The following is a 23409-nucleotide window of genomic DNA, read 5'->3' as shown; positions in this document are numbered from 1 at the left end:
CGTCGCCCGGGCGCTCCACCGGTCCCCTGATTTCGTCCCCGCAGTGGGGCCCCGAGGCCGGTTCGAGCACCCTTGCGGTGCACTGGAGGGACTTAATTAGGGATCCCGGGCATCGTTCGGACCGCAACGATGTCGTTCGCACCACTTTCGCCGACGCCAGGTCGGTCGTACGCTGCCAAACGTGAGTTCGGGCGGGGGCCCAGGACGGATGCGGCAGAATGCGATCTACCGCGCCGGCGTACTCGGGCGCCGACCGTCGGTGCCGACCGACCCCGAGCGACTGGAGCGCCGTGCCCGACGGGCGATGAGCGCCCGCGCCAGGGCGTACGTCGGTGGAGGCGCCGGACGCGGCGAGACCATGCGGAGCAATCGGGAGGCGTTCGGCCGCTGGCGGATCGTCCCGCGGATGCTGCACGGGGTGACCGCGCGCGACCTGTCCACCACGGTCGCGGGCACCCACCTCCGCGCCCCACTGCTGCTCGCTCCGGTCGGTGCCGCCGGACTGATCCGGCCGAACAGCGACGTCGCGATCGCCACCGGCGCGGCAGCCGCGGAGACCGCGTACGTGTTCTCGAACCAGGGCGGCGACCCGATGGAGCACACCGCCAGGGCGATGGGCGACACTCCGTTCTGGTACCAGCTGTACTGGTCGACCGACGAGGATCTGGTCGACTCGATGATCGGCCGGGCCGAGGCCTGCGGCGCCCGCGCGCTCGTGGTCACCCTGGACACGACGATGCTGGGCTGGCGGACCCAGGACCTCGATCTCGGCTCGCTGCCGTTCGCCCGCGGTGAGGGGATCGCCCAATACACCTCGGACCGGCGGTTCGCCGACCTCGTGGCGGAGCGGATCGCCGCACCCACCGGCAGGCCGCCGACCACGGTGACGCTGGGCGCGATCCGTACTTTGCTGGCCATGTCGAGGGCCCATCCGGGCCGGTTCCTGGACAACCTGAGGTCACCCGTGCCGCGGGCCAGCGTCGAGACGTTCCTCGACATCTACTCCAACCCCGGGCTGAGCTGGGACCACCTCGCGACGCTGCGGGGCCGGACGTCGCTGCCGATCCTGCTGAAGGGAATCCTGCATCCCGACGACGCCCGGCGGGCACTCGATCTGGGCGTCGACGGGATCGTGGTGTCCAACCACGGCGGCCGTCAGGTCGACAACGCGATCGCCTCGCTGGACGCGCTGGTCGCGGTCCGGGCCGCCATCGGCCCCGAGCCCACCGTGCTGTTGGACAGTGGGATCCGGACGGGGGCCGACGTGTTCGTCGCGCTCGCCCTCGGCGCGGACGCCTGCCTGCTCGGCCGCCCGCACCTCTACGGCCTGGCCCTGGCCGGCGCGGACGGCGTCCGTCAGGTGATCGAGAACGTGATCGCGGAGCTCGACCTCACCATGGGCCTGGTCGGCGTGCCCGACCTCGCCTCGATCACCCCGGATGTCCTCGTCCCCACCCGACCCTGACCCGACTCTCCGCCTGCGCAGGCTCGCCCCGCTGCCGCACCGGTCCGCCCCACACCCGGACCCGCGCCGTCCCACCCCCGGCCACCGAGCCGGAAACTGTGCGGCTGTGACAGCGACACGCCGACGCGCACTGCAACAGCCGCACACTTTCCGAGCAGGGGGCGGTCCGGCGCGAACGCGGCGACTCGGGGACGCGGGGACGCAGCGACGCGGGGACGCGACGACTCGGCCGCGGTCAGGCGGACCAGTCGGGCTCGCGACCGAACGCGAGCAGCAGGTCGTCTTGAGGGCCGGACGAGGTGACCCCAGCGGGACGCTCGGCGACGATGCCGGCGCCCCGATACAGCGCCTCGCGATCGGCGTACCAGGCGGCGACCTCGGCAACGACATCGGCGTCGAGGGTGCGGTCCTGGCCGCTCGCGGCCGCCAGGTCCCAGCCGTGCACCAGGTGGTCGGCCGTCAGCTGGCGGACATACTCGGCCAGATCCTCGTCGCCGTAGGACAGGTGGACGATGCCGCCACCCTCGAGCCGTTCCTGCACGCTGCCGAGCGCCTCAGCGGCGGCGGCCAGCACCGCGCCGCCCAGATCCTCGCCCAGCAGGTCGCCCGACAGCGAGTCGCCGACCTCGGCGATGGTCTGGCCCTCGACCAGCGGTCGGGTCCACCGGTCCTCACCCACCACGTGGTTCACCAGTTCCCGAACGGTCCAGTCGCTGCACGGCGTCGGGGCCGTCCAGTCGCTCACCCGCGCCGCGACCGCGAGCCAGCCCTCGACACTGCGCCGATACGTCTCACCCACATCCATGCCCGTTCCCTTCCTCCGCCTCGTGAGACCAGCATCTCGCCGACACTCCCCTCACGGCTACGGGAACCACCGCCGGGAACGACGAAACGCCCGGCCCGGATCACTCCGGGTCGGGCGTTTCTGGGTCGTGCTCGGGACGTACGGCCTGAGGTCAGGCCTTGTCCTCCGGCTGCGCGGCAGCCTCCTCGGCCGAGCTGTCGTCGCTCGGCTCCTCCTGGTCGGCGACCTCGGTCTCGAGCTCGTCGGTCTTGGTGACGAGCACCTCGGCCGGCGACTCCGACTCGTCCGCGGCCGGCTCGTCCGCGGGCTCCTCGGCCGCCAGCTCCTCGACCGCCACCGGGGCGGCGGGTGCGGGCTCGGCTTTCTTCGCCGGTGCGGCGGCCTTCGCCGGCGCGGCCGACTTCGCGTTGGCCTTCTTGGAGTCGGCTACCGTCTCGGTCACCAGCTCGATCACCGCCATCGGGGCGTTGTCGCCCTTGCGCGGGCCGACCTTGGTGATCCGGGTGTAGCCGCCGTCGCGGTCGGCGAAGGTCGGCGCGATCTCGGTGAACAGGATGTGCACCACGCCCTTGTCCTTGACCGTGGTCAGCACCATCCGGCGCGAGTGGATGTCGCCCCGCTTGGCCTTGGTGATCAGCTTCTCGGCCAACGGACGCAGCCGCTTGGCCTTCGCCTCGGTCGTGACGATCCGCCCGTGCTCGAACAGCTGGGTCGCCAGGTTCGCCAGGATGATCCGCTCGTGCGAGGGACTACCGCCGAGACGGTTCCCCTTGGTGGGCGTGGGCATCGTGTTCTCCAGTCCTTCTCTCTAGCTTCGGCTACCCCGGCCGCGCTCCCGTGTCTTGTTGCGCGCGGCGCGGGGGTTCAAGGAGGTCGCCCCCCTTGCTTCATACAATCAGTACTGTTCCGTTTCCGAGTAGTCGACGTCGTCCTCGTCCGCGTCGTCGTAGCGCGAGATCGCGGCGAGCGGATCGAAGCCGGGGGCCGAGTCCTTCAGCGACAGGCCCATCTCGTGCAGCTTCAGCTTGACCTCGTCGATCGACTTGGAGCCGAAGTTGCGGATGTCGAGCAGGTCCTGCTCGCTGCGCGAGACCAGCTCCGAGACGGTGTGGATGCCCTCCCGCTTCAGGCAGTTGTACGACCGCACGGTCAGATTCAGATCTTCCACCGGCAGCGCCAGGTCGGCGGCCAGCTGCTCGTCGATCGGCGACGGGCCGATCTCGATGCCCTCGGCCTCGACGTTCAGCTCGCGGGCGAGGCCGAACAGCTCGACGAGCGTACGTCCGGCGGACGCCACCGCGTCAGACGGACGGATCGCCGGCTTGGTCTCGACGTCGAGGATCAGCTTGTCGAAGTCGGTCCGCTGCTCGACGCGGGTCGCCTCGACCTTGTAGGTGACCTTGAGCACCGGGGAGTAGATCGAGTCCACTGGGATCCGGCCGATCTCGGCGTCCAGCGACTTGTTCTGTACGGCGGAGACATAGCCGCGGCCGCGCTCGACCACCAGCTCCATCTCGAGCCGGCCCGACTCGTTCAGGGTGGCGATGTGCAGGTCGGGGTTGTGCACCTCGACCCCGGCCGGCGGGGCGATGTCGGCCGCGGTGACCGCGCCCGGGCCCGCCTTGCGGAGGTACATGGTGACCGGCTCGTCCTCCTCGGAGGAGACGACCAGGCCCTTGAGATTGAGGATGATCTCGGTGACGTCCTCCACGACGCCCTCCAGGGTGGAGAACTCGTGCAGGTTGCCGTCGATCTTGATGCTGGTGACCGCCGCGCCCGGGATGGACGACAGCAGGGTCCGGCGGAGCGAGTTGCCGAGGGTGTAGCCGAAGCCCGGCTCGAGCGGCTCGATGACGAACCGGGACCGGTTCTCGACGATCGCTTCCTCGGTGAGCGTGGGACGCTGCGCGATGAGCATGGTGTTCTTCTTCCTTCCCCGCGTCGACCGCTATTTGACGACGCGGAACCCGGGACGCATCCGGCGCCCCGGGACGTGCGTACGACGTACGTGCGCTGAGCCTGTCGAAGCGCTCAGCACGCGTCTGCCGCTTACTTGCTGTAGAGCTCGACGATCAGCTGTTCCTGAACGTCGATCACGATCTGCTGACGCGTGGGCAGCTGGTGGATCAGGATCCGCATCTTGTTCGGCAGCGCGTCCATCCAGCCGGGCACGTCACGCTCGCCGTGGGTCTCCCGGGCGATGATGAACGGCGTCATCTCGCGGGACTTCTCCCGGACGTCGATCACGTCGTGCGGGCTGACCCGGTAGGACGGGATGTTCACCTTCTGGCCGTTCACGGTGAAGTGCTCGTGCACGACCATCTGGCGGGCCTGCCGGCGGGTCTTGGCGAACCCGGCGCGGTAGACGACGTTGTCGAGCCGGGACTCCAGGATCTGCAGCAGGTTGTCACCCGTCTTGCCCTGGGTCCGGTTGGCCTCTTCGTAGTAGCGGCGGAACTGCTTCTCCAGCACGCCGTAGCTGAAGCGCGCCTTCTGCTTCTCCCGCAGCTGCAGCAGGTACTCCGACTCCTTGGAGCGGCCCTTGCCGTGCACGCCGGGCGGGTACGGCCGGCGCTCGAAGGACTTGTCGCCGCCGACGAGGTCGGTGCCGAGCCGGCGGGACTTCTTGGTCAGTGGTCCGGTGTAACGAGCCATTTTCGGTCAGTCTCCTCTCGGCTCAGACCCGGCGCCGCTTGGGCGGGCGGCAGCCGTTGTGCGGAACAGGGGTCACGTCGGAGATCGCGCCGACCTCGAGGCCAATGGCCCCGAGCGAGCGGATCGCGGTCTCCCGGCCCGAGCCCGGGCCCTTGACGAACACGTCGACGCGCTTCATGCCGTGCTCCATGGCGCGCCGGCCGGCGGCCTCGGCGGCCATCTGCGCGGCGTACGGCGTCGACTTGCGGGAGCCCTTGAAACCGACCGTGCCGGCCGAGGCCCACGCGATCACCGCTCCGGCCGGATCGGTGATGGTGATGATCGTGTTGTTGAACGTGGACTTGATGTGGGCCTGGCCCGCCACCACGTTCTTCTTCTCCTTGCGGCGCACCTTCTTGGCGGCCGTGCTGCGTCCTGCAGTTGCCATCTGTGTGTCTGTCTCCTACGTCTTCAGGGCGTCACGGACCGCGTCAGCGGGCCTTCTTCTTGCCGGCGACGGGCTTGCGAGCGCCCTTCCGGGAGCGCGCGTTGGTCCGGGTGCGCTGACCACGGACCGGAAGTCCACTGCGATGCCGGCGACCCTGGTAGGAGCCGATCTCGACCTTGCGGCGGATGTCCGCGGCGACCTCGCGACGGAGATCACCTTCGGTCTGGTAGTTGGCCTCGATCCAGTCACGCAGCGCGACGAGCTGGTCGTCGTTCAGCTGGTGCACCCGGGTGTCACCGGAGATGCCGGTCGCCTCGAGGGTCTCGAGGGCCCGGGTCCGGCCGATGCCGAAGATGTAGGTGAGAGCGACCTCGAGGCGCTTGTCGCGCGGCAGGTCGACACCGATCAAACGTGCCACAGGCGGTGTTCCTTTCGAGTGGTCGATGCGTGCCGGAACGGCCGGCGGCACATCGCGGAGGTGTGGGGCGTGATGCGTCCCGGGTGCCTGTCGACGAGAACTGTGGTCTCGTCGCCCGGGCCTCGGCCTCCGACCGAGGGTGGTCCCGGAGCGAGCTCCGGGTTTGCGATCACGCTGTTCTGTTGGTCTTGCTGGGTCTTGCTGGTGGGTCGTACGAGTCCCGTGCGGCGAGCGGAGGGACTCAGCCCTGCCGCTGCTTGTGCCGCGGGTTCTCGCAGATCACCATCACGCGACCGTGCCGGCGGATGACCTTGCACTTGTCGCAGATTCGCTTGACGCTCGGTTGGACCTTCATCGAACGACTCTCTGACTCTGCGGGCACGCACGCAAACGCGTGCGAGACCTGGGTTGATGGATTCTTGCGGGTCGGCTACTTGTGCCGGTAGACGATCCGGCCCCGGGTGAGGTCGTAGGCGGAGAGCTCGACGACAACCCGGTCTGCCGGAAGGATGCGGATGTAGTGCTGCCGCATCTTGCCACTGATGGTGGCAAGCACCTTGTGCCCGTTGGCCAACTCAACGCGGAACATCGCGTTGGGCAGAGCCTCGACCACGGTGCCCTCGAGCTCGAGCGCGCCTTCCTTCTTCGCCATGTACTCACAATCTCGATCGGGGATGGAACGACTGCCGGCCAGAGTTGGCCGACAGGCAACATTACGCCAAAATGCGCGGCCGCCCAAATTGACGGGAAGCCGCGTACGGAACGCTCAGCGCGCGGCTCCGCCCGTCTATTCCCGAGCCCCGTTGGCCCCAGATCTGTTTGGCCCAGATCTGTTCGCCCAGGTGATCGGCCGACAGACTGGCCGGGTGCGAACCGCAACGGCACTGCTGGGTGGTCTGTCCCTGATCCTCGCCGGGCTGCTCGGTCCGGCGACGCCGGCGGCCGCCGCACCGGGATCCACCTCGGCCGCAACCACCGCGCGCGTCTCCGCCGACAGCGTGTCCACCGACAGCGTGCGGGCCAGCTGGTCGAAGAGCTTCGCTTCGCTGGAGAAGCAGCTCCCGGGGACCGCGGGGGTGTCCGTGGTCGGGGTCGGGCACGCGGGCTCGGTGACCGTCGGCAGCTGGCGATCCGGCGTGGCCTGGTCCACCTCGAAGGTGCCGGTGTCGGTCGCGGCGCTGCGCCGGTCGCCGTCGGCGTCGACGAAACGCCTGGTCAAGCGCGCGATCACGGTCTCCGACAATGCGGCCGCGGAGAAGCTGTGGAGCCGGCTCGGCCGCCCGAAGACCGCCGCTGCCCGGACCCAGAAGGTCATCCGCGACGCCGGCGACAAGCACACCAAGGTGCAGAGCAAGCGAGTCCGGGCGGGGTTCACCGCCTTCGGCCAGACGAGGTGGACGACCACCAACCAGGCCCGGTTCGGCGCCGGGCTCGCCTGCCGGGCCGAGGCCAAGCCGGTGCTGCGGCTGATGGGCCAGATCACCACGTCGCAGCGCTGGGGACTGGGCCACGTCCGGGGCGCTCGCTTCAAGGGCGGCTGGGGACCGGTCGGCAAGGGCTACCTGGTCCGCCAGCTCGGCGTGGTGATCCTGCCGGACGGGCGGACGTACAGCGTCTCGATCGCGGTCTGGTCGCCGAAGGGCTTCAGCCGGGCCGCCCGGGACCTGACCCGGGTCGCGAACTGGCTGGAGAAGCGGATCGGACAGGTGCCCGCCCGGGCCTGTTGAGCCCGATACGGACGACGGATGCTCCCTCGTCGTGCCGAGTCGATCATGCCCAGCGTGGAAATCGTCGTGAGCCCGCGACGAGCGAGCGATTCTCGTCGGCGGTCCCGCGTAACCTCACATTTCGGGCGTGGCGAGCGTCTACCGGACATGAGGAGAACGAGCATGGAGCGGGTCCGCTGCCAGATCGCGTCCCCGATCGACGAACTGACCCTGATCGCCGAAGGTGACGCCCTGGTCGGGGTGCGGTTCGCCGACGGGAGCGGCCGGCGGTGGTTCCGCAACGACCACGAGATCGCCGTGGACGACGCCCACCCGGTGCTGGTGCGGGCCCGCCGCCAGCTGAACGAATACTTCGCGGGCACCAGGACCGACTTCGACCTGCCGCTCCGGTTCGGCTCCGACGAGTTCCGCGAGCGGGTCTGGGCCGAGCTGAGCACGATCCCGTACGGCCGCACGGTCAGTTATGGCGACGTGGCCGGCGCGCTCGGCGATCGCCGGCTGGCCCAGTCGGTGGGTCAGGCGGTCGGCTCCAACCCGCTGCCGATCGTCATCCCGTGCCACCGGGTGGTCGGCAGCGACGGGTCGCTGACCGGGTTCGGCGGCGGGCTGCATCGGAAGCGGTTCCTGCTGGAGTTGGAGGAACCCGCCGACGTCGCCGCCGCGAGGCTGTTCTGATTCGCCGGGCAGCGGCAGGAGCGCCGGGGAAGGCACCGTTCGAGCGGGTGGTGGCCGACCACGGCGCGACCGTGCTGCGGGTCTGCCGGGCGATGCTCGGCGGCACGGACGCGGACGACGCCTGGGCCGAGACGTTCCTCGCGGCGCTGCGCGCCTATCCGGACCTGCCCGCCGGCGCGAACGTCGAGGCCTGGCTGGTGCGGATCGCGACCAACAAGGCGATCGACCAGGCCCGCGCCCGCAGCCGGCGGCCGGCGCCGGTTGGGAACGTGCCCGAACCGCAGGCCGACGTACCCGAGGAGCGTGAAGACCTCAGCGCGGCAGTCGAACGGCTACCGGACAAGCAGCGGATGGCGGTCCGCCTGCACTACCTGGCCGGACTGCCGTACGCCCTGGTCGCCGAGCAGATCGGCGGCACGCCCGCAGCGGCCCGACGGGCCGCCGCGGACGGCATCGCCACCCTCCGCACTCGCCTACTTCCCACTGGAGCACCCCGATGAGCACCCCGCTGGACCGGGCCCTGCGGCCCGCACCGATCGAGCCCGGCGTCCTCGACGACCTGCACGCCCGGCTGACCCGGTCGGGCGCCGACGACGGCCTGCTCGACGTTGCCTATTCCCTACACGACTCCCCCGTCGGGACGCTGCTGCTCGCCGCGACACCGCGCGGGCTGCTGCGGGTGGCGTTCGCGGTCGAGGACCACGACCGGGTCCTGCAGACGATCGCCGACCGGATCAGCCCACGCATCCTGCGGGCACCGGGCCGGCTGGACGAGGCGTCGCGTCAACTGGATGAGTACTTCGCCGGACGCCGGCGCGAGTTCGCCCTCACGCTCGACCGGTCGCTGTCGGCCGGGTTCCGGCGCGAGGTGCAGGACCACTTGCCGGAGATCCCGTACGGCCGGACGGAGAGCTATGCCCAGGTCGCGGCCCTGCTCGGCCGGCCCCGGGCCATCCGAGCCGTCGGCTCCGGGTGCGCGACCAACCCGCTGCCGCTGGTGCTTCCCTGCCACCGAGTGCTGCGCAGCAACGGGAGCCTCGGCGGGTACGCCGGCGGGCTCGCGGCGAAGGCCGCGCTGCTGGAGCTGGAGTCGGCCGCGTGACGGCGCCGCCGGCCGGGACTGCCGAGATCGCCCCGGGTGCCGTGCACGTCCCCGGCTGGCTGTCGCTCGAGCGTCAGTCCTTCCTGGTCGAGCAGTTCCGGGCCTGGGCGGCCGGCCCGGTACCGCCGACCGCGGCGAAGGTGCGCGGCCACGAGATGTCGGTCCGCACCGTGTGCCTCGGCTGGCACTGGCAGCCGTACCGCTACACCCGCGAGGCCAGCAACGTGAACGGCCGACGCGTGCTGGCGATGCCGTCCTGGCTGGCCGCGCTCGGCCGGGAGGCGCTGACGGCCGTCGGCGACCCCGACGCCGCCGCGTACGAGCCGGACACCGCGCTGGTCAACTACTACGACGCCACCGCCAAGATGGGCATGCACCAGGACAAGGACGAGGTGTCACTCGCGCCGGTCGTGTCCTTGTCCGTCGGCGACACGTGCCGCTTCCGGTTCGGCAACACCGAGACGCGGACCCGGCCGTACGTCGACCTGACCCTGGCCTCCGGCGACCTGTTCGTCTTCGGCGGCCCCTCGCGGCTGGCATTCCACGGCGTGACCACGATCCTGCCCGGCACCGCACCAGCGGGCTGCGGGCTGACCACGGGCCGGATCAACGTGACGCTGCGTGTCACCGGCCTCTGACACCGGCGCCGGCTGCGCTCGGGCCCGGACCTCCGAGTGCGCCGGCGAGCCCATCGTGAGGTCGATGTCCCGTTCGCTCAGCGCAACGAGAATTGTTTTACATTCAATTTCTTTTGTCCATGTAAAATTGGTGCTCTCGTAAATGGGATTTCGGGCAAGAAGTGCCGCCGAATCGGTGTGTTCGGCTATGTTTCGGGGGCGCACAAGCGGTTCTCTGCTTGGTCATGAATTTGTCTCGTATATTCCATTGCGCCGCGCTAGTGCCGCGTGGTGAACTTCAGCACGGAGTCGCAGCCCCAACCCTCGAGCGGACGAAAAGTGATCACACCTCATTCTTCTGCAATGGATGTGATCAGGACGGGGAGTCCTCGAGACGGTTGTCAACCCCACGAGTGCCGGCCAGCTTGACGGGAGGAAGGAGGAGAACGAATCCCGGCAACTCTGCGGTGGCGTTGAGTCCACGGTGAGCGACACAACGCGCGATGACAGCCCGCTTGAATATCAAGCCTCATCGGCTCGGCTTTCGGGTCCGGCGATTCGGGGCAGCGGCCAAGAACAACTCGGTCTCGGGGACCACCTGGCGCTCGGCTAGGCCGACGCCCGATCAACAAGGAACAAACCCATGGGCAACACCAGAGCACGGGTGTCGGTGTTCGCGGCACTCGCCGCCGCCGCCACGGCCGCCTCGATCTTGGCGATCCCGTCAACGGCGAACGCTGATCCAACTCCCCAGTCCCCCAAGTACGCCACGGTCAGCCATCCGAACACGCTGACGCCGGCAGCCAAGAAGCTGATGAAGGGCACCGGCGTCGCCGCCGAGGCCAACGCCGTCGCCGACTACTGGACGCCGGCCCGGATGAAGGCCGCGAAGTCGCTCGACAACGCCGCGAAACTCCCCGGGGCCGCGCCGAAGCAGCAGAGCGCGACGGTCAAGCAGGCCCAAGGACCGGCGGTCAAGATCGCGCCCGGCAAGGCGGCTGCCGCCCCCCGGGCGGTGCGGTCGCCATCCACGATCGCTCCGCAGTACTGGTATCCGAACCTCCCCTACTACTACCCGGCCGCCCGCACGAACGGGAAGGTGTTCTTCACCCGCGGCGGTCTCAACTACGTCTGCTCGGGATCGATCGTCAACAGTGAAGGCAAGAGCCTGGTCTGGACTGCCGGACACTGCGTCGCCGACGGACAGGTGTGGGACAGCAACTTCGCGTTCGTCCCGTCCTACTCCAACGGTTCGCGGCCGTACGGAACGTGGTACGCCCGGCAGCTGACCACCACCTCGGCGTGGTTCTACAACCGCGACTTCACCCAGGACGTCGGCGCAGCCACGATGAACCGCAACTTCGGCTACCGCATCGCCGACTACCTGGGCGCCCAGGGTCTGATGTGGAACCAGAGCGCCAACTATTACGCCTGCGCGTTCGGCTACCCGCAGGCCGCGCCGTTCACCGGCGCGTACCTGGTCGAGGCGTGCGGCAACACCGGCAACCCCGGAAACGGAACGATCTACATGTATTCCGGCCTGACCGGTGGATCATCCGGCGGCCCCTGGTTCCGGAACTTCGACGGCAACTGGGGCTACGTCAACGGCCACAACGATTTCATCTACACCAATTCCCCGGCGTACATGTACAGCCCGTACTACGGAAACCAGGTCGCCTCGCTCTACAACGCGGTGCGATACCAGACCAGCTGACCGCAGGTCTGCTCCGACAATTCCACATTCGAGTGACCAAGGGGCTCGGCGCGACGGCGCCGGGCCCTGAGGTCCGATATTCGCCTGACCGTCATCGATTCCGGCTCGAAGATTTTCTTCGACGCGCACTGACGGTCACGTTTTCGAAGGAGACGCAATGTCACGTCCTTCCTGGCGGCTGCCCGTGGTCGTCGCCATCTCCGCTCTTGCTGTCCTCACCATGTCGGCCTGCGCGTCCCAAGGCGGCGGCGGCGAGGCCGCAGGACCGGCCGCCGACCCCACCGGCATCGTCTCGTCCGGCCCGCTCTCTCCCCTCCCGGACGGCTCTGCCGAGCCGACGCCCAGTCTGGCCACCCCGGTCGCCGCCGACGACGCTCGGCGACAGCGATGGAACAAGGTCGAACTCATCCCCGGCACGAACGACGTGTTGGTCCATGCCGCGCTCACCCCCGGACCGCCGTGCGCGGTGCTCACGCGCGTGGATGTCGCCGAGAGCAAGAAGGAAGTGACCATCACCCTCTGGGTGGGCAAACTGCCCGGCGCCGACTGCAACGGACCGCAACCGCAGGTCGCGCTCCCGATCGTCACGAAGGCTCATCTGGAGGCACCGATCGGAGCCCGTCAGCTCCGCGACGGAGCCGCCTGAGGCCGCACCGTCTGGTCGCGTCCGGACACGGTGTTGTCCGACGCACCCCCGGTGTTGTCCGAATCGCCACGGTGTTGTCCGCATCGCCTCGGTGTTGTCCGTGGCGGGAACGCTCTTGTTCCTGGATCGCGCGGCTGCCAGAGTCCATGACCAGTTGTCCGGGTGAGGTCGGGAAGGGGTGGCGATGTCTGCTGTCACCAGCACCTTCGACGCGCGACCCGGCGCAGCGGGCATGGCGGCCGGACCGAGGCCGCTCGCCGACTGTCTGGCCGATCTGGTCGCGATGTTACGTACGTCACAATCCGCCGCGGGGGCGATCGGGCAGGATTTTGAGGACGCTCCCGTGCGTGTCAGACTCCAGCCCTCTCCGACCCCCGGGAGCCGCTGATGACCTCGAGGATGCGCGTGCGCCTCGGCGCTGCGGTTGCCGCTGCCTGCCTGCTCGGTCTCGTCGGCTGCGACAGCGGTGGCGGACCCTCTCCCTCGCCGACCCCGACCGTGCAGCCCAGCCCGCCCGAGACCAGCCTCGAGCGCCAGCAGCGCGAGGACTTCGAGGCCGCCGAGAAGGCATACCGGACGTTCATCGCGGATACCAACAGAGTGGCAGCGACGGGCGGGTCACTCGAGCCGACCGCAGTAATGAAGGCGACGGCCGCCGGGCCATACCTCGATTTCCAGTCACAGCTCCTTCGGGCTCAGAAGAAGGCCGGCGACACCCATACGAGTGGCGTCGAGATTGGGTACATCCGAACGGGTGGGTACTCACCATCGCAATTGACACTCGAGGTCTGTGAAGACGCCTCGAAGAACCGGGTCCTCGATCGCAACGGCAACCAGGTCAGCACCGGTCAGATCCTTCTGCGCTCCCTATACGTCCGGAGGATTGACGGCCGGTGGAAGGTGTGGGACGGCGATGAGAAGGGGACGGCTTCGTCATGCGAGTGACTCGCAAGAGAATTCTCGGCGCGGCGACAGCTCTACTGCTCACGGTCACGGTGCTGCTGGGGGTTGCGACAGTGCCGGCGGAGGCCACGCTAGATGTCAACGGCACAGATCGAAGAATCACCGCTAGCGCCAAGGCCCATCATGCCGACCCTGACCGTCGGTGGAGCGCGTCCCGCCGCGCGAACGAGCATCATTACAACGGCCCCCTACGTCCGCGCACGCCAACCGGGGCAACCAAACCTACGACGCAGCGAGCACGCACCATCCGCAACTGCGTGTACTTCAGTGACGCGGAACGCGGCGGTTGCACCTTCGCCATCGGAGGCGCTCCGACGAAGAAGCCCGCCGCGAAGAAGTCCGACCCCAAGGCCCCGCAGGTCGTACAGGTGAGCCCCCAGGAGATCGCCCTGATGGCGGTAGCCGAGCTCCAGCTCCCGGCGGTGAAGCCCGGCATCGGACCCGATCCGTCGATCAACCGATGGAAGATGGCCGCCGTCGGGTACCCGCTCTGGCTCTGGGCCGACGGCCCGACCCACGTCGGCCCCGTCTCCCAACGCGTCGCGAACCTCTACGTCTCCCTCGACGCGAACCTCACCTCGGTCAGCTACGACATGGGCGACGGCCACACAGTCACGTGCGACGGCCCCGGGAAGAAGTGGACCCGAGCCGTCCCGGCCGGCAAAGCGAGCAGCTGCGGCTACCGGTATCAAAAGCCGAGCCTCCCGAAGGGCAGCTACACCGTTCGCGCTACCTCCCACTGGGCCATCAGCTGGGTCGTCGGCGGCCAGTCGGGCGTCGTCACCATGGACCAGGTCGGCACTCAACAGCTACCGGTCGGCGAGCTCCAAGTCCTGATCCGCTGACCGGCCGCATCTGCGCCGCCCATCCGAGCTCGCAGATGTCCGCGACGACACCCCAACCTGAGCCCGAATTCGCTGCGCCACACCCCTGGCTGCTGCTTCGCACCGCTCACCCGGGGTGTGAAGCAGCAGCGAGCGGTGTGAAGCACCCCTGACGGGCCGACGCCAGCCAGCTATCCGACCGCGTCCGCTCCGCGGACGTTCCCGCGGGGGCCCCTCCGGAACCCGGTGCGGCGCGCCATGCCCAGCCGAGATCCGCCAATGACACGCACCGACGGGCCGCATGAGACCCAGGTCGCTGCTCCACACCCTGCCTACCCCACGACACCCTGGCTGCTGCTTCACGCCCCTGACTGCTGCTTCACACTCCTGACTGCCGCTCCACACCGCCAGCCCGCGGTGCGAAGCAGCAGCGGGGGGTGTGAAGCACCCTGACGGCGACCCCGGCCGGCCACCCGACCACCTCCGCGCGCCGGGCTGCGGCTTAGCGAGGGCGGCGGCGCGCAGCTCGGTCAGCGGAGCCTGGTGACGAACCACCGCCAGAGTCGCGCAGCCGGAATGGGCTACCCGGTCGGGCATCGGGCCGGGCGACCTGTCGTGCTCGAATTGTCAGAGGGTCCAGCTAGCGTCGCCGAGGTGAGCGACTTGGTGATCGGTGACGACGGGTTGGCGCGGCCCACCTGGGCGGCGTCGGACCCGCTGCTGCGCGACTACTACGACACTGAGTGGGGGATGCCGATCCGCGACGAGCGGGGCCTGTTCGAGCGGATCAGCCTGGAGGCGTTCCAGTCCGGGCTGTCCTGGGTGACGATCCTGCGGAAGCGACCAGCGTTTCGAGCGGCGTTCGCCGAGTTCGATCCCGATGTCGTGGCCGCGTTCGGCGACTCGGACGTGGAGCGGCTGCTCGGCGACTCGGCGATCGTGCGCAATCGAGCCAAGATCGAGGCGACCATCGCCAATGCCGCCGCGACCGTGGCCCTCCGCGCGGAGGGGGGCTTGGTCGACCTCGTCTGGTCCTTCCGACCCGAAACAGAGCCGGCGGCCCCGGAGTCGTATGCCGACCTCCGCTCCACCTCACCCGAGTCGGTGGCGCTTTCGAAAACGCTGCGCAAGCGAGGGTTCAAGTTCGTCGGTCCGACCACGATGTACGCCCTGATGCAGGCGGTCGGCATCGTCGATGACCACTTCGTCGGCAGTCACCGGCGCGGCTCCTCAGGGGTGTGGCCGGCATCGAGCGACAGGCCAGGCCCGTGACCGTGCTACCGGCCAACGGCGCGTTCGACGCGGAGACCGCCTTGGGCTACCTGGTCCGGCATGCGATACCGGGGATAGACCGGATCGAGTCGGAACGGCGAAGCCTGACCCGGCTGTTGCCGTCGTCCGCAGGGCCGGTGCCGACGACGGTGATGCTGCATTCCGACGGTGTCACCGCCACCCTGGTCGGATCGGCTCACGACCCGCCCGCAGACGTGCTCGGGCTCGTCGGCGACTGGTTCGACCTGGGCACGGACCTGGAGGCGGTCGGCCGGGTGCTCGACCAGGACCCGGTGCTCGCGGACATCGGTCGGGTGCGTCCGGGCCTGCGCGTGCTCGGCTTTCCCGAGCCGTTCGAGGCGACCGTGGTCACGGTGCTCGGTCAGCAAGTCTCGGTCCGGGCCGCGGGAACCTTTGCGGGCCGGTTGGCTGCCGCGTACGGCCATCCCGGACCGGCCGGTCTGACCCGGTTTCCCGAGCCGCGGCGCCTGGCCGACGTTCCGGTCGACGAGTTGCAGAGTGCTGTCGGCGTCACCGGTGCACGCGCTCGGACGCTGCGAGCGGTCGCCCGGCTCTTCGCCGACGGGTTCGTGCTGGCCCGTGGACCCGACGTGCGTACGGCCCTGCTGGCCACGCCGGGAATCGGACCGTGGACGACGGACTATCTCGCCATGCGGGTGCTCCACGACCAGGACGCCTGCCCCGCGAGTGACCTGGTGCTTCGACGGGCGCTCGGGCAGGTCAAGCCCGCCGCCGTACTCGAGCGTGCGGAGCATTGGCGACCGTTCCGTGCGTACGCGGTGATGCGACTCTGGACCGCCGCGCTGAGCGGCCTGCCGACCGAGCCGACGACCGGGCGGACCAGCGAACGGATGAACGAGCTGTCTGAGGCGCGGACGGTCGGAGGACGATGACGGGCGCAGAGGACGTACGACGCCTCCGGGTGCCGGCAGATGCCGCAGCGTTCGGTCCGTGGCAGACCGCTGGCCGCGAGCGCCTCGCCGAGCTGCTGGCCATCGCCGACCGGAGACCGGACGCGACCCTCACCGTCGGCGACCCCGGACCAGGCCCACGGATCCGCGCAGCGAGCTTCGAGCGCCGTGGCACGACCGTTCCGTGCTGGCTGGTCCGACCGCCGCCGGATCGGGACACCGGTGCCGGCGTGGTCGCCGTCGCGGGTCATGGCCCGGGCATCGACTCGCTGGTCGACGCCGACGACGCCTACCACCGGGGCCTCGCGCTGAAGCTGGCCGATGCGGGCTGCACCGTGCTGTGTCCGGAGCTGCGCAGTTTCGGCCGGCGACGTACCTCGGAGGCGGTTGCGGAAGGGCGGGCGTCGAGCTCCTGCCAGGTCGACGCGACGATGGGTCTGCTGACCGGCCGTCCGGTGCTCGGGGACCGGGTCGGAGACGCGATGGCCGCCGTGTCCGCGCTGGCTCGACTGCCGGGTGTCCACCCGCGCCGCATCGCGGTGCTCGGCGGATCGGGCGGCGGCGCGGTCGCCCTGCTGGCCGCGGCGCTGGATCAGAGGATCGCGGCGGCGGTCGTGGGGACGTACTTCTCCTCGTTCGCGGCCAGTATCTGCTCCGTGCCGCACTGCATCTGCAACAGCGTCCCCGGCCTGCTCAGCTGGTTCGAGATGACGGACCTCGCGGCGCTGGTCCTGCCGCGGCCGCTGATCCTCGAAGCCGGCGAGCAAGACCCGATCTTCCCGATCGCGGCCACCCGGACGAGTCACGCCGAGCTGGTCGGCCTGTGCTCGGGGATGGGATTCCCCGCTCCCCGGCTGATCGTCACCGACCGGGGGCACGAGTTCGAGGCCGACGAGGCGATCGAGCGGTTGGCGGCCGCGCTCGGACCGATACCGTACGGATCGTGAGCGACTCACCGCGCCGGCTGCTGTTGATCAACGGCCCCAACCTGAACCTGCTCGGTACCCGGGAGCCGGAGGTGTACGGCACGGAGACCCTCGCCGACGTGGAGAGGCTGGCAACCGAAGCGGCCGCGGCGCTGGGCTTCGAACTGCGCTGCGTGCAGAGCAACCACGAGGGAGTGCTGATCGACGCGATCCACGAGGCTCGGACGGACTGCGCGGGGATCGCCATCAACCCGGGCGGGCTGACTCACACCTCGGTTGCGCTGCGTGACGCGCTCAGCGGGGTCGCGCTGCCGATCGCCGAGGTGCACCTCAGCAACGTGCACCGGCGCGAGGAGTTCCGGCACCACAGCTACGTGTCCGGGGTGGCCGACGTGATCGTGATCGGTGCCGGAATCCATGGGTATCCGTTCGCCATCGCCCAGCTGGCTCGGCTGGCCCAGGCCTGCCGCTAGCCCGCGAGGGCCGTCGTCGCAACAGATCGTCCCTCCGTCCTGTCTGCCGAACGGAAAACTGTGCAGCTGTTGCAGCTGCCACCGGCGTGTCGCCGCAACAACAGCATAGTTTCGAACGGGCCGGCGGGTGGCAGGAGCCTGTCGACGACCGGAGGGTCAGGCGGTCGCGAACCGGCCGGTGTGCCCGAGCCGCTCCTGATAGAGCTCGACGCTCTCCCGCAGCGCCCGCAGGATGTACGGCGGGAACTCCATCCCCTGCTCGTTCGCCCACAGCAGTCGCGTCTCCACCCGACCCACCTCGCGGGCGTACCCCTCCAGGTCGCTGTCCAGCCCCAGCTGGACGACCACCCCGCCCATGTCCGCTCGATAGCGGTCCATCGCGTTGGTGCCGACCAGGTTGTACGACTTCTCCCGCAGTACCCGAGTCAGGAACACCTGCCACGGCCGGAGCACCTTGTCCTGGATCATCGCGGTCGCCGACATCTGGTAGAAGGCGAAATGGCCCGGCTCCTGCTGCTTGATCGGAGAGATGATGGTTTCGGAGATGGCGCTCTCCCCCAACTCGCGCATCCCGGAGTTGATCTGGTTGTACGCAAGCACCGCCTGCCGCTCGGTGCTGGCACCGGTGAGGAAATAGAGCAGCTTCGCGACGTCCTGGATCGGCTTGAGGTTGGCCAGCGCACCCAGGATCTTGATCTTGAACGAGACGTCCAGGTGCGGCTCGGCGGGCTGGCGGCCGAGGTCTTGCTGGAGCCGATCGAGGATCAGCCCGTGCTGGATCTCCTGCGGCTGCCAGACGTCGGCGTAGAAGGTCTTGTTGGTGTCGTCGACGTCGGGCAGCAGGCAGAGCAGCTCGAGCACGTTGCGGTCCACCTCGAGCTCGACTCGAGCGAGGTAATCGATCACGTGGCCGTAGCGATCGGCCACCGCCTGCGGGTTCTTGATGGTGCGATCGACCGAGTCCAGTGAGATGGGCGGGTAGAGCTCACCCAGCCGCTGAACGTGTTCAGCGATCTTCTTCTGAGTGATCGGTTGCCGCGGCACAGTTTCATTCTAGGAAGACAAGCATCGTTCGGGCACGGACTCCCGCGTGTTGTACGCCACAGTTTAGGTGAGCCTTAGCTAAATTCGTTCGATCGGCAGCGGAACTGTCGCTCGGCGCATCAGGATGATCAATCCATCAGGATGAACAGCAGCATCATCGCGATCAGGAACATCACGCCGACCACCGCGATCAGGATCAGGGCGATCCGCTCGGCCGGTCGAGCCTCGCTGACTTCTCCGGGCTGGCCGGTGCCGACGTCCACGATGCTCGGGGTGTCGTACGTCGGCAGCGGCGGCAGGCCCTGCACCACCGGGACGAGCTCGCCGAGCCGCTGGGCCGCGAACAACCGGTCCAGCCGCGAGCGGAAATCGTCGGCGTCGATGCTGCCAGCCTCGAAGGCGGCGTTGAGCCGGCCGTTCAGCTGATCGCGCTCGGCGTCGCTGACCGGCGCGTCCGGCGTGCTGCGGTACGGCGAGGAGATCGGCAGTTCGCTCACCTACCCAGGGTACGAGGGTCCCGGACCGCTCCGTGCCGAGCAGGTTCGCTGGTCCCCGTCCCCCGAGAAAGTGGGCACTTCTCGCAGTCTGAAGCGCTTCAGATCTGCCGTTTCTGCACACTTTCCGGTTCGGGTGAGGGGCGGCGCCGGGCCCGGCGGGCCGGCGGGCCGGCGGGTCGGGGAGCCGGCGGGCCGGCGGGTCGGGGAGCCGGCAGCCGGAGAGCCAGGGGCGGGCGGGACGGGCGTTCAGGCGAGGCGGACGAGCTTCAGCTCGGCGGGGGTCTCGACCTTGCTGACGGTGTGCTCGATCAGGTCGGCGACGTACGCGCTGCCGGCTGAGTTGACGGCGACGGAGTACGGGAACGGGCCGGTCGGTTGGATCCGCAGCACCTGTTCGCCCGGGCCGTCCACGAGCAGGGTGCCACCCTGGCTCGCAACGTAGACCAGTCCGTCGTGCGGCCGGACCGCGAGCCCGTTGGCGTTGCCGGGCAGCGGCAGCTCGGCGCGGAGCAGCAGATTGCGGTTGTGCACGGTCAGTGTCGGCGGCCGGCCGGGGTTGCCGAGCGAGCTGACGTACACCCAGCCGCGGACCGGGTCCACCGCCACCGCGACCGGCTGTATGAACGGTCCGGCGAAGTCGTGGTTCCGCCCGATCGCCCAGGTTCCGTCGACCTGCCGGCGGATCTCGGTCACCGCGGCCACCGGCGTGGCCAGCCCGGCGGCGCCGCGCGCGACGACGATCCGGTCTCCGTCCAGCGCCATCCGGGAGACGCCGGTGAGCGGGTTCGCCGGCCCCGGCAACGGACCGCCGAGGATCTGCCGCGAGGAGAGGTCGTCCGCGGACAGCACGTGGATCCGGCCGCGCGACAGGTCGCTGACGAACACCACCCCGTGGGTGGGTGCGCAGCAGACGTCCACGAGGCCGAAGCCCAGCTGCGCCGTCGCCACCACGCTCAGGGTGGCGAGGTCGAGCTTGACCAGCTGCTCGGCCAGCACGACGTACGCCGCCGAGCGGGTTGGATCGACGCTCACCGCCCGCGGCAGCTCGCCCGGCTCGCCGACTCGGACCGGCGACAGGTCCGAGCCGAGCAGGTGCACCTCGGGTGCGACCAGCGGACCGCTGGGCGCCTCGCTCGGCTTCGGCGGCGAGACGGTGACCAACAGCCGGTCCGGTGCCGATCCGGTGCCCGGGACGAGCACGACGCAGTTGGCCGCCCCGACACCCGCCCCGCCGAGCACGCGCCGGGAGACCGCAGGCGGCAGCGCCGGCCGGACCGGGATCCGGGCCCGTCGGCTGACCCCGTCGGCCGTGCGGGCCGCGATCCGGACCGCGGACGTACCGGACGCCTTCAGCGCCTTCACGCTGAAGTTGGCCGTACGCTCCCCGGCCGGCACCAGCACGCCGGACGGGACCTGGAGGACAGCCGGATCGGAGCTGCTCAGCAGCACCTGCAGCCCACCGGTCGGCGCCTCCCCGGTGAGCGTGACCCGGCCGGGCGCGCTGCTGCCGGCGGCAAGTCCCTGGGTGGCCAGCTCGACCCGGAGCAGGTTCACGATCTGCTTCTCCTGCAGCGACTCGTGCCGCAGCTCTACCTCGATCATCGTGATGGTGGACGGGTCGAGCTGGGCGGAGTCCAGTCCGAGCACCAACCGCCAGCCGGCCACGACGCCGCGGCCGTACGCCGGGAACGTCGGCTCCGGCTCCAGCCCGCCGGCCGGGATCTCCGGCGGTGTCCGGTCCCGGCTGCCGACCGCGTAGTCCAGCCCGATCGGCTCCTGGGTCTCGGTGCCGTCCGTCTGCGCCTGGACGCAGACGACCCCGAGCGTGGCCGGCAGCGCGGACTGAGTGTGCAGAGCACCGTTCAGGTCCAGCTGGCTGGAGAAGCCCTGATGGGTCAGGGTCACCGGCACGGTCCGTGCATTCTCGGCCGAGTCGAACGTGATGGTGACCGTCGCGCCGGTGACCTTGGCGTCGCTCTGGGCACCTTCGATGTCGGCCAGCGCGGCGTCGAACCAGAAGCCCGCCTCCTCGCTCCGCAGCCGTGCGAACACCTCCGCGCTGCCCGGGTAGGCCTGCGGATCCGGCGGCAGATCGGGAGCGACGAACTTCAGCCGGGCGGTCCCGGCGTCCTGCTTGGCGCGGAAGGTGCCGCGCGCGGTGTAGGTGTCCCGCTGCTCATCGGCGTCGCTGGCGAGCAGCGCCGTCACCTGCTCGCGGACGGTGTCGGTCAGCCCGAACAGCTGCTCGCCGCGGTCGACCATGGACCAGATCAGGTCCGGGTCGGAGACGGCCGAGCGGGCCCCGAAACCGGTCAGCGACTCCTCGCTCAGGGTGTACAGCCGGGCGGCCCGCTGGGCCCGAAGACTGTGAAACCGGATGGCGTCGGCGGCGAGCCCGCCCGCGCGCATCAGCACCGGGATGGCCTTGCGGAAGTCGGAGTTGCCGACCGCGCCGAGGTCGGCGAGTGCCTGCTGGGCGGTTGCCCGGGCCCAGTCCACCGCCGCCAGCGCGTCGCCCGCCTGCTCGATCCGCAGGTCGGCGAGCAGCCAGGTGCGGACGGCCTCGGCCAGTTCCACGATCAGGTCGCGGGCCGGCCGCGGCCCGGTGGCCTGCCGGAGCTGGGCGGCCACCTGGACCAGGTCGACGGCCCGGGCCTCGGTCGGACCCGCCAGCGCCGGCCACTGCCCGTGCTGCGCCAGGCCGATCAGCGCCGGCACGCTGCCGGGTAACGCGCCCGGTTCGTACGGCCCTGCCGTGGTCCGGTGCGCCCGGCTGACCGCCAGGCTGGGCCTGGCCGGTAGAGCGCTGACCGGTGACACGCTCGGCACCGGACTACCCGCCTGAGCCGGTGGGATCGTGCCGATCAGGCTCGCCAGCGAGCCGGCCAGCGCGAGCGCGTCGATCGACGTCGGACTCGGCCCGAGGCCGGGCACGACCAGGCTTGCTCCGCCGCCGAACACCTGGCCGAGGACGCGGGCGCAGCGATCGATCGCGGCCGCGGCGTCGGCCCGCGCCAGATCGGCGACGGTACGTCGGCCGCGGGCCCGGTCCCCCTGGTCGAGAAAGCTGCCGCCCGGTCCGAGCAGGCTGGCCAACGCGGCCTTCAGTGCATCCCGGGCGGCGCTCACCGCGCCGGGAGCGGTGCCGCTGAGCGCGACCAGGGCCTCCTCGACCTCCGCCGCGCGTCCGCGGCGGATGCTGTCGTACAGGCTCACCTCCGGCACGATCTCCAGGTCGAACTCGACCCCGTTCTCGTCGACCACGTCGACGAACTGCTGGTCGGTCAGCGGGAACGGCGGCTGCACGACGGGCAGCCGGGCCGCCCCGGCCCGCTCGGCGAGGAAGCCGTCGGTACGTCCGCCGCTGACCCCGGCGCCGCTGTGCTCCCGCAGGATGTGGGCCAGTTGCTGCGCCCGGAACCGCGCCCACTCCGGCGCGTACGGCAGCTTGGCGACCAGCGCGTACCAGTCGGTCTCGGTATGGCCGACGATCACCGCGTTCTTGTCGGCCGGGGTCGCACCCTTCTCCCCGTCGGCGCCGTCGTCGCCGGGGGGCGGCTTGAAGCCGGCACCCTTGCCGCCCTTGCCTCCTTCGCCACCTTCCCCGCCCGCACCGCCGCGTCCGCGCCAGTCCGCCGCCGAGCCGAGGCCGTTGCTGACGCAGTGGATCACCACCGACCCGGCCTGCCCGCCGGGCTGACCGTCGACGCCGGGCCCGCCGGGCGGCCCCTCGATGAAGTCCCGGTGCTTGATGTCCAGATGCCGGCAGGGATGGTCCGGAGAGTCCGGCACCATCTGGCAGGCGTTGCGGATCTCGTCCCGGCCGATCCGGCCGCGCCCGCCGCCCTGGCCGAGGGTGACCGCGGTGCTGGCGCGGAGCGTGCGGACGTACGCGGTAAGGGCGAAACCGTCCTTGCCGGCCGCGGCCTGCTGCGACTCCGTCACGGGTACGTCCGGCTCGACGGTGCCGCGGGCGAGGGTGATCGAGTCCTGGGGCGGGGCGCTGTGGGACAGGGTGAGACCACGGTCGATCCCGCCGACCTGGGTCAACACCTCGGCAACCAGGGTGACGGGTCGATCGGTGATCCGGCCGCCGCCGAGCACGATCTCGCGGGCGACGAGCACGATGTCCTCGCCGCCCGGCGGCAGGTCGAGGTTGATGATCCCGCCGGGGGTGAGGGAGATCTTGTCGCGGATGCGGATGACGGTCATGAGCGATGCCTCTCG

At 70.0% G+C, this 23409-nt stretch carries 24 protein-coding genes and 1 pseudogene; 14 read left to right on the top strand and 11 right to left on the bottom strand.

What is annotated here, in order from left to right; genetic code table 11:
* Positions 1-181 precede the first annotated feature (181 nt).
* The gene (locus ABD747_RS11175; protein WP_344804424.1) at positions 182-1465 is read left to right on the top strand and encodes an alpha-hydroxy-acid oxidizing protein; all 1284 of its coding nucleotides are present in this window, start codon (positions 182-184) and stop codon (positions 1463-1465) included.
* Between the two features lie 235 nt (positions 1466-1700).
* On the opposite strand, the gene ABD747_RS11170 is transcribed toward ABD747_RS11175, so the two are convergent.
* From ABD747_RS11170 to infA, 8 genes and pseudogenes are all read right to left on the bottom strand, one after another.
* Positions 1701-2270 carry a TIGR03086 family metal-binding protein gene (locus ABD747_RS11170; protein ID WP_344804422.1) on the bottom strand — a complete coding sequence of 190 codons (570 nt, stop codon included), beginning with the start codon at positions 2268-2270 and terminating at the stop codon, positions 1701-1703.
* 271 nt (positions 2271-2541) lie between these two features.
* Positions 2542-3057 (bottom strand): annotated as a pseudogene (rplQ, locus tag ABD747_RS11165) (50S ribosomal protein L17); the annotation flags it as partial.
* A 108-nt stretch (positions 3058-3165) separates the two neighbouring features.
* Positions 3166-4188: a DNA-directed RNA polymerase subunit alpha gene (locus ABD747_RS11160; RefSeq protein ID WP_344804418.1), complete on the bottom strand. Its 1023-nt coding sequence runs from the start codon at positions 4186-4188 to the stop codon at positions 3166-3168.
* Between the two features lie 131 nt (positions 4189-4319).
* On the bottom strand, positions 4320-4925 hold the full coding sequence (gene rpsD, locus ABD747_RS11155) for a 30S ribosomal protein S4 (RefSeq protein ID WP_344804416.1): 606 nt from the start codon (positions 4923-4925) through the stop codon (positions 4320-4322).
* 22 nt (positions 4926-4947) lie between these two features.
* A complete protein-coding gene (gene rpsK / locus ABD747_RS11150; RefSeq protein ID WP_344804414.1) occupies positions 4948-5352 on the bottom strand; it encodes a 30S ribosomal protein S11 in 405 nt (134 codons plus the stop codon).
* Between the two features lie 43 nt (positions 5353-5395).
* Entirely contained in the window at positions 5396-5770 is a 375-nt protein-coding gene (rpsM, locus tag ABD747_RS11145; protein WP_344804412.1) for a 30S ribosomal protein S13, read from the bottom strand.
* A 241-nt stretch (positions 5771-6011) separates the two neighbouring features.
* Complete coding sequence (gene rpmJ / locus ABD747_RS11140; RefSeq protein WP_013862061.1) at positions 6012-6125, bottom strand: 50S ribosomal protein L36; 114 nt, start codon at positions 6123-6125, stop codon at positions 6012-6014.
* A 75-nt stretch (positions 6126-6200) separates the two neighbouring features.
* Positions 6201-6422, bottom strand: a complete 222-nt coding sequence (gene infA / locus ABD747_RS11135) for a translation initiation factor IF-1 (RefSeq protein ID WP_091075514.1) — start codon at positions 6420-6422, stop codon at positions 6201-6203.
* A 214-nt stretch (positions 6423-6636) separates the two neighbouring features.
* Between infA and ABD747_RS11130 the strand changes: the two genes are divergently transcribed.
* From ABD747_RS11130 to aroQ, 13 genes are all read left to right on the top strand, one after another.
* On the top strand, positions 6637-7497 hold the full coding sequence (locus ABD747_RS11130) for a serine hydrolase (protein ID WP_344804408.1): 861 nt from the start codon (positions 6637-6639) through the stop codon (positions 7495-7497).
* 162 nt (positions 7498-7659) lie between these two features.
* Positions 7660-8172 carry a methylated-DNA--[protein]-cysteine S-methyltransferase gene (locus ABD747_RS11125; RefSeq protein WP_344804407.1) on the top strand — a complete coding sequence of 171 codons (513 nt, stop codon included), beginning with the start codon at positions 7660-7662 and terminating at the stop codon, positions 8170-8172.
* Positions 8173-8219: 47 nt separating this feature from the next.
* Positions 8220-8672 (top strand): RNA polymerase sigma factor, encoded by a 453-nt coding sequence (locus ABD747_RS11120; RefSeq protein ID WP_344804405.1) that lies wholly within the window; start codon positions 8220-8222, stop codon positions 8670-8672.
* A complete protein-coding gene (locus ABD747_RS11115) occupies positions 8669-9274 on the top strand; it encodes a methylated-DNA--[protein]-cysteine S-methyltransferase (protein ID WP_344804403.1) in 606 nt (201 codons plus the stop codon). Before ABD747_RS11120 ends, ABD747_RS11115 begins: the two co-directional genes overlap by 4 nt.
* On the top strand, positions 9271-9912 hold the full coding sequence (locus ABD747_RS11110) for an alpha-ketoglutarate-dependent dioxygenase AlkB family protein (protein ID WP_344804401.1): 642 nt from the start codon (positions 9271-9273) through the stop codon (positions 9910-9912). Before ABD747_RS11115 ends, ABD747_RS11110 begins: the two co-directional genes overlap by 4 nt.
* A gap of 622 nt (positions 9913-10534) precedes the next feature.
* A complete protein-coding gene (locus ABD747_RS11105; RefSeq protein WP_344804399.1) occupies positions 10535-11605 on the top strand; it encodes a trypsin-like serine peptidase in 1071 nt (356 codons plus the stop codon).
* Positions 11606-11762: 157 nt separating this feature from the next.
* Positions 11763-12251, top strand: coding sequence for a hypothetical protein (locus ABD747_RS11100; RefSeq protein WP_344804397.1), 489 nt, complete (start codon positions 11763-11765; stop codon positions 12249-12251).
* A gap of 387 nt (positions 12252-12638) precedes the next feature.
* Positions 12639-13196, top strand: a complete 558-nt coding sequence (locus ABD747_RS11095) for a hypothetical protein (RefSeq protein WP_344804395.1) — start codon at positions 12639-12641, stop codon at positions 13194-13196.
* Positions 13197-13471: 275 nt separating this feature from the next.
* A complete protein-coding gene (locus ABD747_RS11090) occupies positions 13472-14059 on the top strand; it encodes a hypothetical protein (protein ID WP_344804393.1) in 588 nt (195 codons plus the stop codon).
* A gap of 633 nt (positions 14060-14692) precedes the next feature.
* Positions 14693-15310, top strand: coding sequence for a DNA-3-methyladenine glycosylase I (locus tag ABD747_RS11085; RefSeq protein WP_344804391.1), 618 nt, complete (start codon positions 14693-14695; stop codon positions 15308-15310).
* On the top strand, positions 15307-16224 hold the full coding sequence (locus ABD747_RS11080; RefSeq protein WP_344804389.1) for a DNA-3-methyladenine glycosylase 2: 918 nt from the start codon (positions 15307-15309) through the stop codon (positions 16222-16224). The genes ABD747_RS11085 and ABD747_RS11080 overlap by 4 nt, the downstream gene beginning before the upstream one ends.
* On the top strand, positions 16221-17189 hold the full coding sequence (locus tag ABD747_RS11075; RefSeq protein WP_344804387.1) for an alpha/beta hydrolase family protein: 969 nt from the start codon (positions 16221-16223) through the stop codon (positions 17187-17189). Before ABD747_RS11080 ends, ABD747_RS11075 begins: the two co-directional genes overlap by 4 nt.
* Positions 17186-17641 carry a type II 3-dehydroquinate dehydratase gene (gene aroQ / locus ABD747_RS11070; RefSeq protein ID WP_344804385.1) on the top strand — a complete coding sequence of 152 codons (456 nt, stop codon included), beginning with the start codon at positions 17186-17188 and terminating at the stop codon, positions 17639-17641. The genes ABD747_RS11075 and aroQ overlap by 4 nt, the downstream gene beginning before the upstream one ends.
* Positions 17642-17797: 156 nt before the next feature.
* Here aroQ and ABD747_RS11065 read toward each other — a convergent pair whose 3' ends face one another.
* The 3 genes from ABD747_RS11065 to ABD747_RS11055 all read right to left on the bottom strand — a co-directional run bounded on the left by ABD747_RS11065 (position 17798) and on the right by ABD747_RS11055 (position 23394).
* On the bottom strand, positions 17798-18685 hold the full coding sequence (locus ABD747_RS11065; protein ID WP_344804383.1) for a GTP-binding protein LepA: 888 nt from the start codon (positions 18683-18685) through the stop codon (positions 17798-17800).
* Between the two features lie 128 nt (positions 18686-18813).
* Positions 18814-19182 (bottom strand): DUF1707 SHOCT-like domain-containing protein, encoded by a 369-nt coding sequence (locus ABD747_RS11060; protein ID WP_344804381.1) that lies wholly within the window; start codon positions 19180-19182, stop codon positions 18814-18816.
* 246 nt (positions 19183-19428) lie between these two features.
* On the bottom strand, positions 19429-23394 hold the full coding sequence (locus tag ABD747_RS11055) for a hypothetical protein (RefSeq protein WP_344804379.1): 3966 nt from the start codon (positions 23392-23394) through the stop codon (positions 19429-19431).
* Positions 23395-23409: the final 15 nt, after the last annotated feature.

Origin of the sequence: Microlunatus ginsengisoli, from assembly GCF_039537205.1 — a bacterium.
GTDB classification, from domain to species: domain Bacteria; phylum Actinomycetota; class Actinomycetes; order Propionibacteriales; family Propionibacteriaceae; genus Microlunatus; species Microlunatus ginsengisoli.
The sequence above is the reverse complement of the archived record's forward strand: the minus strand, read 5'-3'. Positions and strand labels throughout refer to the sequence as shown.